The organism is Asticcacaulis machinosus (genome assembly GCF_028550435.1).
In the GTDB taxonomy this organism is placed as follows: Bacteria; Pseudomonadota; Alphaproteobacteria; order Caulobacterales; family Caulobacteraceae; genus Asticcacaulis; species Asticcacaulis machinosus.
In genome coordinates this window covers 1283327-1299215 of record NZ_JAQQKV010000001.1, presented here as the reverse complement: position 1 = coordinate 1299215, position 15889 = coordinate 1283327, and the positions used below count along the sequence as shown (strand labels likewise).

At 56.8% G+C, this 15889-nt stretch carries 14 protein-coding genes; 4 read left to right on the top strand and 10 right to left on the bottom strand.

The window, feature by feature from the left end; translation table 11 throughout:
• Window positions 1-153: 153 nt before the first annotated feature.
• Together PQU98_RS06050 and PQU98_RS06045 are read left to right on the top strand one after the other, a co-directional pair.
• The gene (locus tag PQU98_RS06050) at window positions 154-831 is read left to right on the top strand and encodes an HAD-IA family hydrolase (protein WP_272744006.1); all 678 of its coding nucleotides are present in this window, start codon (window positions 154-156) and stop codon (window positions 829-831) included.
• A 27-nt stretch (window positions 832-858) separates the two neighbouring features.
• Window positions 859-1608, top strand: coding sequence for an ATP12 family chaperone protein (locus tag PQU98_RS06045; RefSeq protein ID WP_272744005.1), 750 nt, complete (start codon window positions 859-861; stop codon window positions 1606-1608).
• A 7-nt stretch (window positions 1609-1615) separates the two neighbouring features.
• Here PQU98_RS06045 and PQU98_RS06040 read toward each other — a convergent pair whose 3' ends face one another.
• The 5 genes from PQU98_RS06040 to PQU98_RS06020 all read right to left on the bottom strand — a co-directional run bounded on the left by PQU98_RS06040 (window position 1616) and on the right by PQU98_RS06020 (window position 5056).
• Window positions 1616-1987 (bottom strand): DUF962 domain-containing protein, encoded by a 372-nt coding sequence (locus tag PQU98_RS06040; protein WP_272744004.1) that lies wholly within the window; start codon window positions 1985-1987, stop codon window positions 1616-1618.
• Between the two features lie 220 nt (window positions 1988-2207).
• Entirely contained in the window at window positions 2208-2582 is a 375-nt protein-coding gene (locus PQU98_RS06035; protein WP_272744003.1) for a CPCC family cysteine-rich protein, read from the bottom strand.
• A 17-nt stretch (window positions 2583-2599) separates the two neighbouring features.
• Entirely contained in the window at window positions 2600-3022 is a 423-nt protein-coding gene (locus PQU98_RS06030) for a DUF1801 domain-containing protein (protein ID WP_272744002.1), read from the bottom strand.
• 250 nt (window positions 3023-3272) lie between these two features.
• On the bottom strand, window positions 3273-4421 hold the full coding sequence (locus PQU98_RS06025) for a GNAT family N-acetyltransferase (RefSeq protein ID WP_272744001.1): 1149 nt from the start codon (window positions 4419-4421) through the stop codon (window positions 3273-3275).
• 164 nt (window positions 4422-4585) lie between these two features.
• Window positions 4586-5056 (bottom strand): RidA family protein, encoded by a 471-nt coding sequence (locus PQU98_RS06020; protein WP_272743999.1) that lies wholly within the window; start codon window positions 5054-5056, stop codon window positions 4586-4588.
• Between the two features lie 327 nt (window positions 5057-5383).
• On the opposite strand from PQU98_RS06020, the gene PQU98_RS06015 reads away from it, so the two are divergent.
• Window positions 5384-5752, top strand: a complete 369-nt coding sequence (locus PQU98_RS06015; RefSeq protein WP_189486481.1) for a response regulator — start codon at window positions 5384-5386, stop codon at window positions 5750-5752.
• 41 nt (window positions 5753-5793) lie between these two features.
• Window positions 5794-7161 carry a PleD family two-component system response regulator gene (locus tag PQU98_RS06010; RefSeq protein ID WP_272743998.1) on the top strand — a complete coding sequence of 456 codons (1368 nt, stop codon included), beginning with the start codon at window positions 5794-5796 and terminating at the stop codon, window positions 7159-7161.
• A 1-nt stretch (window position 7162) separates the two neighbouring features.
• Here PQU98_RS06010 and PQU98_RS06005 read toward each other — a convergent pair whose 3' ends face one another.
• The 5 genes from PQU98_RS06005 to topA form a co-directional block, all read right to left on the bottom strand.
• Window positions 7163-7888: a sterol desaturase family protein gene (locus tag PQU98_RS06005; protein ID WP_272743997.1), complete on the bottom strand. Its 726-nt coding sequence runs from the start codon at window positions 7886-7888 to the stop codon at window positions 7163-7165.
• Between the two features lie 54 nt (window positions 7889-7942).
• Complete coding sequence (locus PQU98_RS06000; RefSeq protein ID WP_272743996.1) at window positions 7943-10081, bottom strand: TonB-dependent receptor; 2139 nt, start codon at window positions 10079-10081, stop codon at window positions 7943-7945.
• 168 nt (window positions 10082-10249) lie between these two features.
• Window positions 10250-10417: a 50S ribosomal protein L33 gene (gene rpmG, locus PQU98_RS05995; RefSeq protein ID WP_004620056.1), complete on the bottom strand. Its 168-nt coding sequence runs from the start codon at window positions 10415-10417 to the stop codon at window positions 10250-10252.
• 119 nt (window positions 10418-10536) lie between these two features.
• Window positions 10537-12912, bottom strand: a complete 2376-nt coding sequence (gene rnr, locus PQU98_RS05990; protein WP_272743995.1) for a ribonuclease R — start codon at window positions 12910-12912, stop codon at window positions 10537-10539.
• Window positions 12913-13212: 300 nt separating this feature from the next.
• Window positions 13213-15825 carry a type I DNA topoisomerase gene (gene topA, locus PQU98_RS05985; RefSeq protein WP_272743994.1) on the bottom strand — a complete coding sequence of 871 codons (2613 nt, stop codon included), beginning with the start codon at window positions 15823-15825 and terminating at the stop codon, window positions 13213-13215.
• Window positions 15826-15889: the final 64 nt, after the last annotated feature.

Here is a 15889-nt window from a genome sequence, read left to right as displayed (position 1 = left end):
TACGATCAATATTGTGCAATTTTTGCGTTATTTTTAGTGTCAATTTGTCAAATTTGATCTAAATTGATTGTTAAAGCGCATCCCTTAAAGTGTGCAGTGGTTTTGGGAAAAGATGCGCGCTTAAAATAATATAGCTATAAAAAGTAAGCCCTGATGAGTTTAAAGCTGGCGGTTTTTGATGTGGACGGCACCCTTGTGGACAGCCGTGGTCCGATTTTACAGGCCCTGATCGAAGGTGCACGCGCCGTGGGGCTGGATACGCCGTCTTACGAAGAGGCGCGCCATATCGTGGGTTTATCGCTGGTTGAGGCGCTGCAACATTTGCGTCCTGAGGCCGATGCAGCCCTGATCGAGGCCTATGCCCATGAGTACAAACAGGCGTTCCTGCGCTTTCATGCCGATCCGGATTTTCGCGAAATTCTCTATCCCGGTGCCGAAGCGACCTTACTGCGTCTTAAGGCCGAGGGCTGGCTGATCGGAATGGCGACGGGTAAATCGCGCCGCGGGGTCAATCGTGTGCTGGATGTGTTTGGCTGGCACGATATTTTTGACGCCAGCTATTGCGGCGATGACGGCCCCTCAAAGCCGCACCCGTTTATGGTCACGGAAAACATGCGCGTGCTGGGGGTTGATGCCTCACAGACCCTGATGATTGGTGATGCGTCATTCGATATGCGCATGGCGCGTGAGGCCCGTGCCCATGCCATCGGTGTGTCGTGGGGTTTCCACACGGTTGAGGAACTGGATGCCGCCGGTGCCCATCAGATCGTGCATGACTTTACGGAACTGGATGGGGCGCTTAACGCTTTTGAAGCCCGCGCGGTTGCGTAATACGCTGAGGCGGCCTATTTGAGGCGCATGAGCATACCCGAAGATAAACCCGCCAAAAATGCCGATAAAATCGGTTTCCGTCCCAAACGCTTCTGGAAAGAGGCGGCGTTTGCGCAGACGCCCGATGGCTTTGCGGTAACGCTGGACGGGCGCCCCGCCAAGACCCCGGCGGGTAAGACTCTGGCCCTGCCTAATTTCGCGCTGGCCGCCAAGGTCGCCGCAGAATGGAACGCGGTCGCAGACGTGGTTGAATTTAACGACATGCCCCTGACGCGGCTTGCTTACGCCGCCCTTGACCGGATGGAAGGCACGCTGCCGGAGGCTCTGGCCGAGATCGGGCGTTATGCCGAAACCGACCTGTTGTGCTATCCGTCCGACTATCCGGCGGAGTTAAACGCGCGCGAATCCGCAGGCTGGGATCCGATCCTGAACTGGGCTGAAAAGGAACTGGGCCTGCGGTTCGAGCAAAATCTGTCGATCGTCCATAAGCCTCAGCCCGAAGCCACCGTGGCGGGGTTAAAGGCATTGGTGGCATCGGCCACTATTTATGAACGGGCCGGACTCATGGCGGCGACTCCGCTGCTTGGGTCGGTTATACTGGCGCTGGCATTGTTTAAAGGGCGGGTTACGGGCGAAGAGGCACACCGGTTATCACGTATCGGCGAGGCGTTTCAGGCCGAGACCTGGGGCGCGGATGCCGAGGCTACGGCCCGTGCCGATATTCATCGCGCACAGGCCGTAAGCCTTGAGGGCTGGTTTAAGGGGTTGAAAGTCTGAGCCTTAATCAGGCCCGATAGTCATGATCATGGCGGGCGACGCGGCGGCGCACATCAATCTGGCCGATCATGGTCAGAAGCACGATATGGAAGTCGGCAATTAGCGCCCACAGCGGATAGATAAGCTTAGAGCCATCATGCTTTTCAACCACGGTATGCGCCAGCCAGGCCAGAGCGTAGCTGACAATCAGCCCGGCCAGAAACAGCAGTGGATTACCATCCCATATAGCCACCAGAAGCGTCGTGGCACTTATGGCTATGGCGGCATAGTGCATAAGCCGCGATAAGGGCTGGCGCGGATGACTTAAGTAATGGTCGAAAAAGTGGATATATCTTTTGAACTGGGGCTCGGCTTCAGCTTGCAGGTGCGGGGTTTCCATCTGTCCTTAGTCCTTATTTGAAATGCGGATACTTTTGTCGGATCAGTATTGGTCCACGTTTATGAAAGTTCACGGGCGCATTGGTATAAGACGTCGCGATGGCCATATCTGGCGTGGACTTAAACAGGATAATACCACGCTATGTATTCAGACGGCAGAGGATTGGCGGTTAACAGCCTTCACACCTTTGTGTGCGGTGTTTTGTGACCGTTATTGTTTTTTAAAACTGTGTTCTGTTCTGGTTAATATGCGCATCAGCCGCCGTTAATAGCCTGGTTAAGTGTGCGGCGTCAGCATGTAATGGTGAAAACTGAATGCTGCGTAGGTAATCAATTAAATTTGAGCGTGCTGCGGAAGGTTGCTCAACAATTTTAATGCCTTTGCCGCGATCATACATATGCCCGTGATCTGCAAAATTTGCGCGGGCGGCGGTCAAAGAGTAGCGACTGTTTGGTCCGCCACGAACATCATGGGCGTCGTAATCGTTCTGACCGTCATCTTCCCACCAACAGATGACACATATTCCCCATATTTCGGTGGCCTTCAACGTCGGAAACTTACAACAAGGGCAAAGCACTGTGCGAGGATAGGTCATATCTTAGAGCCTATAGCTCACAGCTTCTCGCCCGGCAACTGACTGGCTTGTTTGATCCAGTCGATAAACTGAGCCTCATCAAAAGGTTTATCCTGATAGATATCGAGATAGCGCACCTCAGCCTGCTTGGATTTGCCGGGCGGTACCGGATCGAGTGAGGTGCCGCGGAAGTAGGTGACCTTCACATATTTGGTGAAGCAATGGAACGATACAAACCAATAGTCGTCTTTGAGGCCGTAGAACGGTGTATTCCATTTAACAGCTTTGCGCACACCGGGGACGGTCTGTTCGATGAGCGCATCCAGACGGCGGCCGATGTCCTGCTTCCAGTCCGGCATGGCGTTGATGTAGGCCTGAACCGGTGCGTTGCCATAGCCCTTTGGGATTTGCGGATTTCCGCCGGACAGTAATACAGGGGTGTCGGATTTCATCTCGGTCATCAGGGCCTCTCAGTGCGACGATCCGAACATATAACCACGATATCGCTCACGGATGGTTACAAAACATAATTTCAAATGTGACTGCCTGAGGGCTGGACTTTATCTCGCACATGCAATATTGACAGCGCTGTCATAGATGTTTTTGTGTGTTATCTGGAGAAAAATTCATGGAAAAGTTGTTCGAAAACTTCATCAGCGCCCTGATCGCTATGGGCTTTGCACCCGGTTCGGCATCGAACTAAGCCCCATTTTAAGAGGAGTTTTTAAATGGTGAGCCTTCTTTATTACTACTTTCAATATAAGCAGCAACAGCGTCGCGCTCGCGGTTGAGGTAATGCTCGATCGGCGTGCGTAACGCCTTATCGCGAATATAATGGGCGGAATACACCGCCTGCGGCAGATAGCCCCGCGCCAGCTTATGTTCGCCCTGCGCCCCGGCTTCGACCCGTTTGAGGCCATGTGCGATGGCATAGTCGATGGCCTGGTAATAGCAGACCTCGAAATGCAGAAACGGTATCTGGCGGTTGCAGCCCCATTGCCGGCCGTACAGCGTATCGCCCCCCAGATAATTGATCGCCCCCGCAATCGGATTTGAGCCGTCATAGGCAAAGATCAGCACGATCTTATCTCGCATCCGCTCCGTGATCAGGCTGAAAAAGTCGCGATTGAGATAGGGGCGACCCCATTTGCGATCAGATGTATCTTCAATAAATTCATAAAGATGATCAAGGTGGGCCTCAGAAATGTCCGCACCCTTTATCACGCGCATATCGAGATGGCTTAAGTCGCGCCGTTCGCGACGGATGACCTTGCGCCGGTTGGAGGACAGGTCAGCCAAAAAATCATCAAAGGTGCCATAGCTGCGATTTTCCCACCAGAATTGCTGATCCTGACGCAATAACAACCCCATATCGCCCATCATCTGCCATTCATCGTGGGTGGGGAAGGTGACGTGCAGCGACGACAGCCGGTTGTGGTCGCACAGATTGGTGGCGGCGTGCACCAGCGCCTGTTTCGTCGCGATGTCCGTTGCCAGCAGGCGCGATCCGGTCACGGGGGTGAATGGCACCGAGGCTTGCAGTTTCGGGTAATAGCGTCCGCCGGCATTCTCATACGCCTGCGCCCATGACTGATCGAAGACATATTCCCCGAACGAATGGGTTTTGACGTAGAGCGGCATGGCGCCGCGTAAACTCCCCGCCTCATCGCGGGCCAGGAGGTGAACGGGCTGCCAGCCCGCGTCTTCGCCGACGCACCCGGTGGCCTCCAGCGCTTCGAGGTAGGCGTGGCTGGTGAAGGGGTTGCCGTCGGTAGTAAGCGCATCCCACTGTACCGCGTCAACCTCGCGCAGGCGGTTGCACAGGGTTATGTTCAAAAGCGGCTGATCGGTGTCGGGCATGAGGTGTGGTCGCTTAATCCCCTCTCCCTGCTTGCGGGGAGAGGGTGGGGTGAGGGGCCGACGACATTCGCAACAGCACCACATTCAGGATTTGCCCCTCATCCGGCCTGTCATCTTCGATGTCAGCCCACCTTCTCCCCGTATTACGGGGAGAAGAGGTTTAGTTAGCGCCGATCCTTGACCTCAATCTGGGCGTCGATTTCGACCGCAAACCCCAGCGGAATCTTATACATGCCAACGGCCGAGCGAGCATGCTTACCGGCTTCGCCCAGCACCTCGACCATCAGGTCGGAGCAGCCATTGATGACCTTGGGGATATCGTAAAAGTCAGGGCCAGCCTGCACGAACGCATTCAGTTTTAGCACGCGCACGACATTATCGAGGTCGCCGTCGCAGGCCGCCTGCATCTGGGCCAGCAGGTTGAGCCCGCAGATACGCGCAGCCGCAACGCCGTCTTCCAGTGATACGTCAACACCGACCGTGCCCTTGATGCCGCCATTGGCATCGACCGAGATCTGACCCGAAATATTCACGATATTACCGGAGCGGGTGTAGGAGACATAGTTGGCCACCGGGGTTGCGGCAGCGGGCAAAGTAATGCCTAAGGATTCCAGGCGGGCCTTAACTTGAGACATGGGGGTTACCTTTGAGTAGGGCAGGGTGGTTGGCGCCTTATAAGCTAATCTGCAAGGCTTTTAGAAGCGGTAATTTTCAGCCGGCTTAGTGCCGCGTGTGCTTATGTTACCGCTTGCGTTTACCTTTTGTTACCTTCCTTTTCACCTCGCCTTAAGACAGTTGGTGTAGAGATTTAGACTAAAGGTGAGCGAATCGTCTCTTTGAGGCGGGCTTAGCAAGCGCATCCCGAAAAGTGCCAAGCGGTTTTCGGAATAAGATGCGCGTCAAACATAAAATTAGAAGGCGCCGATCCGACAGGATCGTGCGGGTTCTATATGGAATTGGTGATGACCCCTAAAAAAGTCCTGATCGTTGAGGATAACGAGCTGAACATGAAGCTGTTTCATGATCTGCTTGATGCGCAGGGCTATGAGACCCTGCAAACCCACGAAGGGCTTCAGGCTCTGTCTCTGGCGCGTAAACACTTGCCCGACCTGATCCTGATGGACATTCAGTTGCCGGAGATTTCCGGCCTTGAAGTCACCAAATGGCTGAAAGAAGACGATGAGTTGTCGCACATTCCCGTGGTGGCGGTGACGGCCTTTGCCATGAAGGGCGACGAGGAACGCATTCGCGAAGGCGGCTGCGAGGCTTATATCTCAAAGCCGATTTCGGTCGCGCACTTTCTGGATACCGTGCGGCGTTATTTGGGGTAGCCACCGCGCTCAAGAAGCGTAGTGTTAGCGCAGGAAAAAACATGACTGCCAAAGTCCTCGTTGTCGACGATACCCCCGCCAATGTGAAGCTGCTTCAGGCTAAGCTTGAGGCGGACTATTACGACGTGATTGTGGCTGAAACCGGCGATGAGGCCATATCCAAAGCCGTGACGGAACAGCCTGATATCATCCTGCTGGATGTCATGATGCCGGGCATGGATGGTTACGCGACCTGCCGCTGGCTGAAAGAGCACGCCGCTACCAGCCATATCCCGATCATTCTGGTCACCGCCCTTGACGGCCATAACGACCGCCTGTCAGGGCTTGAGGCCGGGGCCGACGATTTCCTGACCAAGCCGGTCGATATTGCCCTGTTGACGGCGCGCCTGCGGTCACTGGTGCGGCTTAAGGTCATGATCGATGAACTGCGCCAGCGCGAAGCCTCCAGCCGGCGCCTGGGCATGATCGATGAGGCCGACCGTCAGCGTCAGATGGCAGCGCCAGGCAATGTCTTTATCATCGATGACAATGAGCGTCAGGCCGAGCGGTTGATGGGGCTATTGGGCGCCAACCACCGCTGCGCCTATGAGACCGATACCGCCCGTGCGCTGGAGATTGCGGCCAAGCGGGTTGATCTGGTGATCATCAACCTGTCGGCCAAAGCCTTTGATCCTTTAAGGCTTATTGCGCAGTTACGCTCCCATGAGGCCACGCGCCATAAGCCGATCCTTGGCATTGCCAGCGCCGAGGATCGCGAAGGTCTGCTAAAGGCGCTGGAACTGGGCGCCAATGATATTATCGTGCGGCCGGTCGATGGTCAGGAACTGTCGGCCCGCGTCAAAACCCTTATTCACCGTAAACGCTATGCCGATCATTTGCGGGTGTCGCTCGACCGGACGATGGAGTTGGCGGTAACCGATACCCTGACGGGTTTGAATAACCGCCGGTTTATGGATCATCAGTTGCTGCGGCTAATAGCGAAAGCCAATAAGGGCGGGCCCAAGGTGTCGCTGCTGCTGGTCGATATCGACCACTTCAAAAAGGTCAATGACACCTATGGCCATGACGGCGGCGATGAGGTGTTGAAAGAATTTGCGCGCAGGCTTTCGCACAATGTCCGCGCCATCGATCTGCCGTGCCGGATGGGCGGAGAAGAATTCGTGGTGATCATGCCCGAAACCGAAGCCAGAGACGCCGCCATGATCGCTGAGCGGGTGAGGGCGCAGGTGGCCGCCAAGCCGTTTGTCCTGACTGATGGGCGCGCGCTCGATGTGACCATATCGGTAGGGGTATCAACATCCAAGGGGGCGGGCGATACGCCGGATACTCTGATGAAACGCGCCGATCAGGCCGTTTACGAAGCCAAGCAGTCGGGTCGCAACAGGGTAATCGTCAAGGCGGCCGCTTAATTCAGGATTTGTGGACGTCGCGAAAAAGCAGCATATCTTTGACACGGCTTGATTTCTCAGCATCGAAGCCGCAGTTTTCCGGCCCTTCCTGCGGATTAGCGTAGGTGCCAAACAGCATGTCCCAGATGGGCAGGCCGTAGTTTTGGGCGTGGTGATCGCGCCGGTGATGAATGCGGTGCATCTCCGGCCTTTGGGTAATGTAGCCCAGCCATCTGGGGGTGCGCTTGTCGGCATGGGCTACCAGATCAAACAGCGCCGCCAAAATGAGCGCCAGCGCCAGAGACAGGCCGTTTACCCCTAAAATGCCGTAGGCGACGCCCACGTTCAAAAGCACCGCCATCAGTGAGTCTAATGGATGAAGATAAAAGGCTGTCAGGGCTTCGATCCGTTGCGGGGCATGGTGTAACTGATGGGTGAGACGCCACAGCGTATCGGATTGATGCGTAGCACGGTGCCACCAATAGGCTACGAAACTGGACAGTAGAAACGCCATAACGCCTCCGGTGACCGGATCGATATGTTGCTGCATATGCAACAGGGATGTTTTTGAAATCAGGGTTTCAAAGACGAAGCCTGCGCCGACGATTACTGTGAAATTTAGCGCATTAAGCCCACCTGCAATCAATTGCCAGCGTTTGTCACAGGTAGCGCCTGAGGCCGGGGCAATAACCTCATGGGTGAAAATTAGAGTGAAGGTCAGGGCGGTAATAAAATAGACAATTATCATAAGGCTGTCCCCCGATGCCAAGCTTAATATTTATAGCCTTAGCGGGAGGCCCTATCAATGCCGCTTATTTTTCGGTTTCGGCGGCCCATATCCCGACCCAAACCGGCGGCTGAGGCTGATCGAAATCGTGGGGGCCTGACGGGTAGTATAGCTCAGGCCGCGGGAATCGCGGGTTTCTGTCACGAACTTGGTTTTGGTGGTTCTGAACACATCCTGAGCCATGACGGTCAGGGTCAGGGTGGGCGATAGCGCGTGGTTATAGGTTGCAAACACGCCGGTGTTGCCGACCATATAGCCGTAATCGTTAATCTGCTTGCCTTGAGAGTTGAGGTTCACGGAAACGCTGTGGCCTTTTTTTGAAAAGTAATTCAGGCCGATCTGGCTGCCCACCGTGACCTGAGACCGGTCGGGCATATCGGGGAGGGTCATGTCGATCTCAAAAACATTGAGCGTCACATTAATCGACAGGTTCGGCTTTAACTGGCCTCTATAGTCGAACTGCACGCCGGTTTGATCACTTTGGCCGGCATTGCGGCGTGAGATCTGCACGACCTGATTGCCAGCATTTTGCGGGTCGTCGATAAAGGTGCGGACATTGCTGATGATCTTGCGGTTTTGCAGGCGGTATCCTCGCACCGACAGGCTGATCATGTCTTTGGCGTACTCGTAAGATCCCTCAAAAGAGTCGGTTTCCTGGGGCTTCAGGTCAGGGGTGCCGAGGCTGACCTGCTGCGCCCCACCATATCTGAGTGTGGGGTTAAGATCCCAGGCCGTCGGCCGTTGCAGGCGGCGTGAATAGTTGAAGCGCAGCTTCTTTTGCTCGGAGATCACATAGGTGGCAAAGGCGCTGGGGTTCAGATTGGTGTAGTCGATCTTAACCGGCGCGCCCGTGGCGGCATCGCGGCTTTCAAACTCAAGCGCCTCAGCCCGTAGGCCACCCAGCACCACCCAGTGATCGCCCAGCATGGTCTGGTACGTCGCATAGGCCGCGCTGATGGTCTGTTTGTAGGCAAAAGGATTGCTGAAGGCCGGATTAAGCGCAGGCGTCTCAACGCCCGGCGTATAAAGAAAGCTGCTCTCATTAGTGTTGTCGGCATCGTCATGGGTGATCTGAAGGCCGGTGGTAACTTCGCCGGACTTAAGGCCCTTGTTGTAATCGATGCTGAAGGCGGCGTTGGTGGTTTCGGATGTGTTGCGGGAGTTCTGCGCCCGCAGGCCCTGATTTTCCGGTACAGAGGACAGGCTGTAGTCGGACAGATTATCGCTGCGGTTGGTCGATGTGTTGCGATTGACCTTCAGATCGACCTTGAGCGCGTCTCCGGCCGTTTGCCCCGTCCGCGTCCAGCCCAGCCCAAGGGTCTGGGTTTCGTTGTCAAACCGAAAGGCAGAGGCGCTGTCGTAAAGGTCAATGGGGGCACCTGTTGCATCGGATCGGGCGGTCCGGCCTTCGCCGCCGCCTGTGCCGGAGGAGGATAGGTAGCTGAACTGACCACTGAGCGAATCGTTGTCATCCAGTTGGTAGTCGGCCGACCCGTTGACCATACCCAAACGGCTTTCGAAGTCCGACAGGTTCGACGTATCTGTGGCCATGAACGGGCGACCATCGGGGGCCAGTTGCGCCAGACGAAAATCGGAGCGGGATTCGCTCCTGAAATCGGCAAGGTTGGCAAAGGCTGAGACCGTCAGCTTGTCCTTATTGTACTGGAAGGCGCCGTTGACCATGCCTGCGCCGTTGGATGAAACCTGCGCGGTTGTGCTGGCGAACCAGCCCGGTGGCAGAGACCTTTTGGTGACGATATTGATAATACCGCCAGTGCCGTCTGAGCCATATTGTGCGCCGGGAGTTGAAATGACCTCGATCGAAGCGATCATGCTGGAAGGCATGGCACGTAAGGCTGCGGCGCGGTTGTCACCGACATACATCAGCCAGGGGCGGCCATTGACCAGAACCTTGGCCTGATTGCCGCGGATCGTCACATTGCCATCAGCATCTACATTGACGCCGGGTATTTTCTTTAGCGTGTCTTCGGCCGTTGCCGTTTCGTGGTCCGGGTCTTTGGTGACGTCATAGACCTGACGGTCGGTGCGGTTGAGCGGCTTTTTGCCCTTTACGGTAACTGTGGGGGCGGTGTCCGTTTTAGGTGTTTCTTCTGTGTTCGACGCTTCCTGAGCGTGCACAGGCGTGACTGCCAAAGCTAGCACAGTCGCTAATATCCACTCGCGCATCACGTTTCAAATCCCCCGACTCCCGCATAATTATACCATATATGATAAGTTAAGGTTGTGAACCGGTCGCGCAAAATAAAAACCGCGCCGGTTGCCCTGACGCGGTTTTTAAATGTTCGGTTGCCGGAGGGCTGATTACTTAATCTTGCCTTCGCGGAATTCGACGTGCTTACGCACCACCGGATCATACTTCTTCAGTACCATCTTTTCGGTCTTGGTGCGGGCGTTCTTCTTGGTGACGTAGAAGAAGCCGGTATCCGCCGTCGAGTTCAGGCGGATCTTAATGGAGGCTGGTTTAGCCATGATAAAAATCCTTATAAACGGGTGCGCACCGGACACTATCCGTCGCAGAAATTCTTAAGAGCGGGGGATATGACAAAGACGCGACCATAAGTCAACTGCCTTGGCGGAGATTCATGAACCTATCTCCGCTTTTTGCCACCCTTGCCGCCCTTACCGGCCTTCTTCTCAGTCACACCTTTGGTGCGGCCTTTGGATGGGCCCTTAGGCGGGCCTCCGGTGGGCCTGCGCGACGGGTTGCGGGAATCAGCCCGGACCCGTGCCCCCAGGCGCGGGCGGGGCATGTTCGGGTCATGCGGTTCAGGCTCGCTGATCGCCTCAAACACCAGCCCGCCAGTCAGCGGCATGGCCTCCATCAGCTTGACGACGATTGAGCCACCGAGGCGCCAGCGCTGATGGGTGCGTTCACCCACAAGCGCATGGGCCTTATCGTCATGGATGTAGTAATCATCGCGCAGGGATGAGACTGGCACAATGCCGTCCGCGCCGGTATCCAGCAGGCGCACGAACAGGCCAAAGCGGGTCACCCCGACGATCCGGCCGGCGAAATTGGCCCCGACGTGTTCTTCCAAATAGGCCGCGATATAGCGCTCAATGGCTTCACGCTCAGCCGCCATAGAGCGGCGTTCCGTGGCCGTGATGTGGTCGGCAGTATCGCTAAGGGTCTTGACCTCATAATCGGTCAGGCCGTCATCGCCCAGCTTGAGCGCCCGGATCAGGGCCCGGTGCACGATCAGGTCGGCATAGCGCCGGATCGGGGAGGTAAAGTGCGCATAGCGATCCAGATTAAGCCCGAAGTGGCCAAAGTTTTCTGCCGAATAGTGGGCCTGCATCTGGGTGCGCAGAACGACTTCGTTGATTATCTCAGAGTGCGGGCCTTCGCGCTGCGAATCGAGCAGCTTGTTAAACCGCAAGGTGTTGGGCGCCTCTCCCTTGTTCCAAGGTAATCCAATCGTCGACAGGAAATCGGCCAGATTGGTGATCTTTTCCAATGAGGGCGCTTCGTGGACGCGGTAGATCAGCGGCGATTTGTGCTTCTCCAGGGTTTCCGCGGCGCTGACATTGGCCTGAATCATCATCTCTTCGATCAAGCCGTGGGCTTCCAGCGACACCCGCGGCTCAATCGCAATTACGTTGCCTTCTTTGTCGAGGTGCACCTTGCGCTCTGGTGAATGGATATGCAGCGGCCCGCGCACATTGCGGCCTTTGGTCAGGCAGGCATGGGCGGCCCAAAGGGGTTTGAGCAAGCTCTCCAGCAGAGGCGCGGTCTTATCGTCCGGCTCACCGTCTATGGCCGACTGGGCCTGCTCATAGCTGAGCTTGGCGGCAGACCGCATCAGGCCGCGCACGAACTTATGGGCGATCTTGGTGCCGGACGCGTCAAACACCATGCGCACGGCCAAGGTCGCGCGGTTCTCATTTTCTTGCAGCGAACACAGACCGGACGACAGCACATGGGGCAGCATCGGCTCAACCCGGTCGGGCAGGTAGGTCGAGTTGCCTTTTTCGCGGGCGTCGCGATCCAGCGATGAACCGGGTTTTACGTAATGGGCGACATCGGCAATGGCGACCCAGACCACATAACCGCCAGCGTTGGCCTCATCATCGTCAGGGTGGGCATAGACGGCGTCGTCATGGTCCTTGGCGTCCATCGGGTCGATGGTCACAAAGGGCAGGTCACGCAGGTCGGTGCGGCCTTTGAGGTCGGGGGCAGTGGCTGATTTCGCTTCGTCTTCGGTCGAAGTCTTAAACCCGATCGGCAGACCGTGGGCATGGACCGCCATGACTGAGCCGACCTTGGGGTCGGTTTCATGGCCGACAATCTCGATCAGGGTCGCCGGTTGCGGGCCATAGCGGGTCAGCCCCCCTTGCGGGCGCGCCATGACGACATCGCCGTCTTTCAGCTTATCAAGGTCGGCGCCAGTCAGGACATAGTTTTCTTTGGATTTGCGATTGACGCTTTCCAGCCGGATTTCGGGCTGGCCTTTTGCACGTTTGGTTTTGCGGATCACACCGATGACCTTGGGCGCGCCCTGATCCAGAACCTTGATCAGGTGGGCGATCCACTCCTCCGGCGTTTTTTCAAAGCGCACATAGACGCGGTCGCCCAGACTCGGCGGAGTTTGCGCTGCGGACTTTTTAAGCGGGGCGAGGCGGGCGAGCGGGGCTGAGTCACGCTCGTCTTTTCCCCACTTGACCCATAATTCGCCGTCGACATCCTGAGATACGACCGTGCCGGCGCCGGTATCGGGCAGCACCCCTTGCGCGCCGAAGGTTTTGCGGCCGCGTTTATCGAGTTTTCCGGCTTCGGACAGGGCTTTCAGGCGCTGCCTGAGCGCGCGCCGGTCATCGCCTTTCAGGCCAAACTTACGGGCCAGATCATTGACATCGACCTCACGGGCGGCGCTCAGCGCCTCAAGCAGGGTGTCATCGTCGGGCAGACCCGCAGAGTTACGTGGAGGTTGGGGTGCGCGGGGCGGCTTGGGGATTTTTATCATCCCCCTTTAGTAGAATTAACCGGCCTGCGCGGCAAGCGGTTCTTGGTTCTTCTCCTCCCTACGTAGTGGGGAGGTGGCGCGGCGAAGTCCGCGACGGAGGGGGATTCTTAAGCGCCGGAGTGTTCACAATGGCGACGCCATCCCCCTCCGTCTGCTCATTTCATTCGCATCCACCTCCCCATGCCTTTGGCACAGGGAGGAGGGAGCGTAATCTCCTCCCTATTAAGCCTCTTGGCGAAGATGGGGAGGTGGCAGACCGCCAAAGGCGGGATGACGGAGGGGGATAGCGCCGTAGATGCTTTACGCCTCGGCCTTTTTCTTTGCGGGCGCTTTTTTAGCCGGGGCTTTCTTGGCAGCGGGTTTTTTAGCGGCCGCCTTTTTGGCCGGAGCCTTCTTCGCCGCCGCTTTTTTCACCCCACCCTTGGCCGCGATCAGTTCCAGCGCCTGCTCCAGTGTCACCGTTTCCGGCGTCACGTCCTTGGGCAGGGTGGCATTGACCTTGCCGCATTTGACATAGGGGCCGTAGCGACCGGACATGACCTGAATCGGCTCGTCATTGTCAGGATGTTTGCCGAGTTCTTTGAGTGGCGTAGCGGCAGAGCCCTTGCCCTTGGCATTGGCCTTTTTCTCAGCCAGCATGACCACGGCGCGGTTGATGCCGACCTCGAAAATCTCATCGAAATTGGCTAGGTTGGCATAGGTGCCGTCATTAGCGATAAACGGCCCGAAACGCCCCAGACCCGCCGTTATCGGCTTATTGTTTTCCGGATTGATGCCGATTTCGCGCGGCAGGCTCAACAGCTTCAGCGCGCGTTCAAGGTCGATCGACGCCGGTGGCCAGGCCTTGGGCAGGGAGGAGCGTTTGGGCTTATCCTCTTTCGATTCGGCTTCGCCCAACTGCACATAGGGGCCAAAGCGTCCGATTTTGAGGGAAACGACCTTATCGGTGGCCGGATCCACGCCCAGTTCGCGGTCGCCCGATGCGCCACCGTCTTCGGATGCGCTTTCAGGGTTGCCAACGGGGCGCGTAAACTTACATTCCGGGTAATTGGAACAGCCGATAAACGCCCCGAACCGTGAGGTTTTCAGGCTCAAAAGGCCATTGGAGCATGACGGACAGGCGCGCGGATTGGTGCCGTCGCCCTTGTCGGGGAAGATGTGCGGCCCCAGCGCATCATTGAGGCGATCCAGCACCTCAGAGACACGGAATTCCTGCACCCCACCGGCGGCAGCGTGGAAATCCTGCCAGAATTCGCGAAGCAGCGCCTTCCAGTTCAATTCCCCGGCGGAGACCAGATCGAGCTTTTCTTCAAGGTCGGCAGTGAAATCATATTCGACATAGCGCTTGAAAAACTCTTCAAGGAAGGCCGTGACCAGCCGGCCCTTATCCTCGGGGATAAAGCGGTTCTTATCCATGCGCACATAGGCACGGTCGCGTAAGACCGTCAGAACCGACGCATAGGTCGATGGGCGCCCGATGCCCAGCTCTTCCATCTTCTTGACGAGCGTGGCTTCGGAATAGCGCGGGGGCGGTTCCGTAAAGTGCTGGGCGGGCTTGATAGCGTGAACGCTGGCGGTGGTGCCGACACGCACGGCGGGCAAACGGCCACCGTCCTCATCACCATCATCATCCTTGCCTTCTTCATAGACCGCCAGATAGCCATCAAAGGTGATGACCTGACCGGTGGCACGCAGGGCGATTTGTTTGTCGGGGCTCAACAGGTCAATGGCGGTTTTTTCAACCTTGGCCGCTTCCATTTGCGAGGCCATGGTCCGCTTCCATATCAACTCATAAAGCCGCGCCTGATCGCCTTCGAGGCGCAGGGTTTCCGGGCGGCGATAGAGCGAGGTTGGGCGCACGGCTTCGTGGGCTTCCTGCGCGTTCTTGGCCTTGGCCTTATAGAAACGCGGGGTTTCCGGCACATAGGCGGGGCCATAGCGTTCGCCGATCAGCTTACGCATCTCGGCAATGGCATCAGGTTCGACGTAAACGCCGTCGGTCCGCATGTAAGTGATCAGACCGGTGGTTTCGCCGCCAATATCAACGCCTTCGTACAGTTTCTGCGCGGTTTGCATGGTGCGCGAGGCCGAGAAGCCGAGTTTACGCGACGCTTCCTGTTGCAGGGTTGAGGTGGTGAACGGCGGGGGCGGGGTGCGCTTGCCGGGTTTCTGATCGACCTCGGTGATGGTGAAGTTCGACGCGGCAATGGCGGCTTCAGCCCCCTTAGCCGCGGCTTCGTTGGGCAGGTCGAACTTGCCCAGTTTTTTACCATTTAGCTGGATCAGCTTGGCCGAAAACGGCGGCGAATTGGCCGACACCTCGGTATCGACGGTCCAGTATTCTTCGGTTTTGAATTTTTCGATCTCGACTTCGCGGTCAACGACGATTTTGAGCGCCACCGACTGCACCCGTCCAGCGGAGCGCGCCCCCGGCAGCTTGCGCCACAGAACCGGCGACAGGGTGAACCCTACGAGGTAATCGAGAGCCCGGCGAGCCAGGTAAGCCTCAACCAGTTCCATATCCAACTGGCGCGGGCTGGCCATAGCCTGCTCGACCGCGGATTTGGTGATGGCGTTGAAGGTCACGCGCTCAACCGTCTTTTCCTTGAGCACCTTTTTCTTATTCAACACCTCAAGCACATGCCAGGAAATGGCTTCTCCTTCGCGGTCGGGGTCGGTCGCGAGGATAACGCCATCAGACGCTTTGGCGGCGTCGGCGATTTCGCTGAGGCGCTTGCTGGCCTTGGGATCGGCTTCCCAGATCATGGCAAAGTCGTCGTCGGGCTTAACCGATCCATCCTTGGACGGCAGGTCACGCACATGGCCGTAGGACGCCAGAACCTTATAGTCCTTGCCCAGATATTTGTTGATGGTTTTGGCCTTGGCAGGACTTTCGACAATTACCAGCTTCATAAGGCTTTGATGTATCCGTTTAAAAAATAACGATGAGCCTGAAATGGGAGCAGGCTTCAAATAT

Excerpts from the sequence above, each read along its gene's own strand:
- PQU98_RS06040 (WP_272744004.1), bottom strand. The coding sequence starts at position 1,987 with ATGGAAACCCCGCACCTGCAAGCTGAAGCCGAGCCCCAGTTCAAAAGA.
- PQU98_RS06035 (WP_272744003.1), bottom strand. The coding sequence starts at position 2,582 with ATGACCTATCCTCGCACAGTGCTTTGCCCTTGTTGTAAGTTTCCGACG.
- rpmG (WP_004620056.1), bottom strand. The coding sequence starts at position 10,417 with ATGGCTAAACCAGCCTCCATTAAGATCCGCCTGAACTCGACGGCGGAT.
- PQU98_RS06025 (WP_272744001.1), bottom strand. The coding sequence starts at position 4,421 with ATGCCCGACACCGATCAGCCGCTTTTGAACATAACCCTGTGCAACCGC.
- PQU98_RS06015 (WP_189486481.1), top strand. The coding sequence starts at position 5,384 with ATGACCCCTAAAAAAGTCCTGATCGTTGAGGATAACGAGCTGAACATG.
- PQU98_RS06005 (WP_272743997.1), bottom strand. The coding sequence starts at position 7,888 with ATGATAATTGTCTATTTTATTACCGCCCTGACCTTCACTCTAATTTTC.
- PQU98_RS06020 (WP_272743999.1), bottom strand. The coding sequence starts at position 5,056 with ATGTCTCAAGTTAAGGCCCGCCTGGAATCCTTAGGCATTACTTTGCCC.
- rnr (WP_272743995.1), bottom strand. The coding sequence starts at position 12,912 with ATGATAAAAATCCCCAAGCCGCCCCGCGCACCCCAACCTCCACGTAAC.
- PQU98_RS06050 (WP_272744006.1), top strand. The coding sequence starts at position 154 with ATGAGTTTAAAGCTGGCGGTTTTTGATGTGGACGGCACCCTTGTGGAC.
- PQU98_RS06010 (WP_272743998.1), top strand. The coding sequence starts at position 5,794 with ATGACTGCCAAAGTCCTCGTTGTCGACGATACCCCCGCCAATGTGAAG.
- topA (WP_272743994.1), bottom strand. The coding sequence starts at position 15,825 with ATGAAGCTGGTAATTGTCGAAAGTCCTGCCAAGGCCAAAACCATCAAC.
- PQU98_RS06030 (WP_272744002.1), bottom strand. The coding sequence starts at position 3,022 with ATGACCGAGATGAAATCCGACACCCCTGTATTACTGTCCGGCGGAAAT.
- PQU98_RS06045 (WP_272744005.1), top strand. The coding sequence starts at position 859 with ATGAGCATACCCGAAGATAAACCCGCCAAAAATGCCGATAAAATCGGT.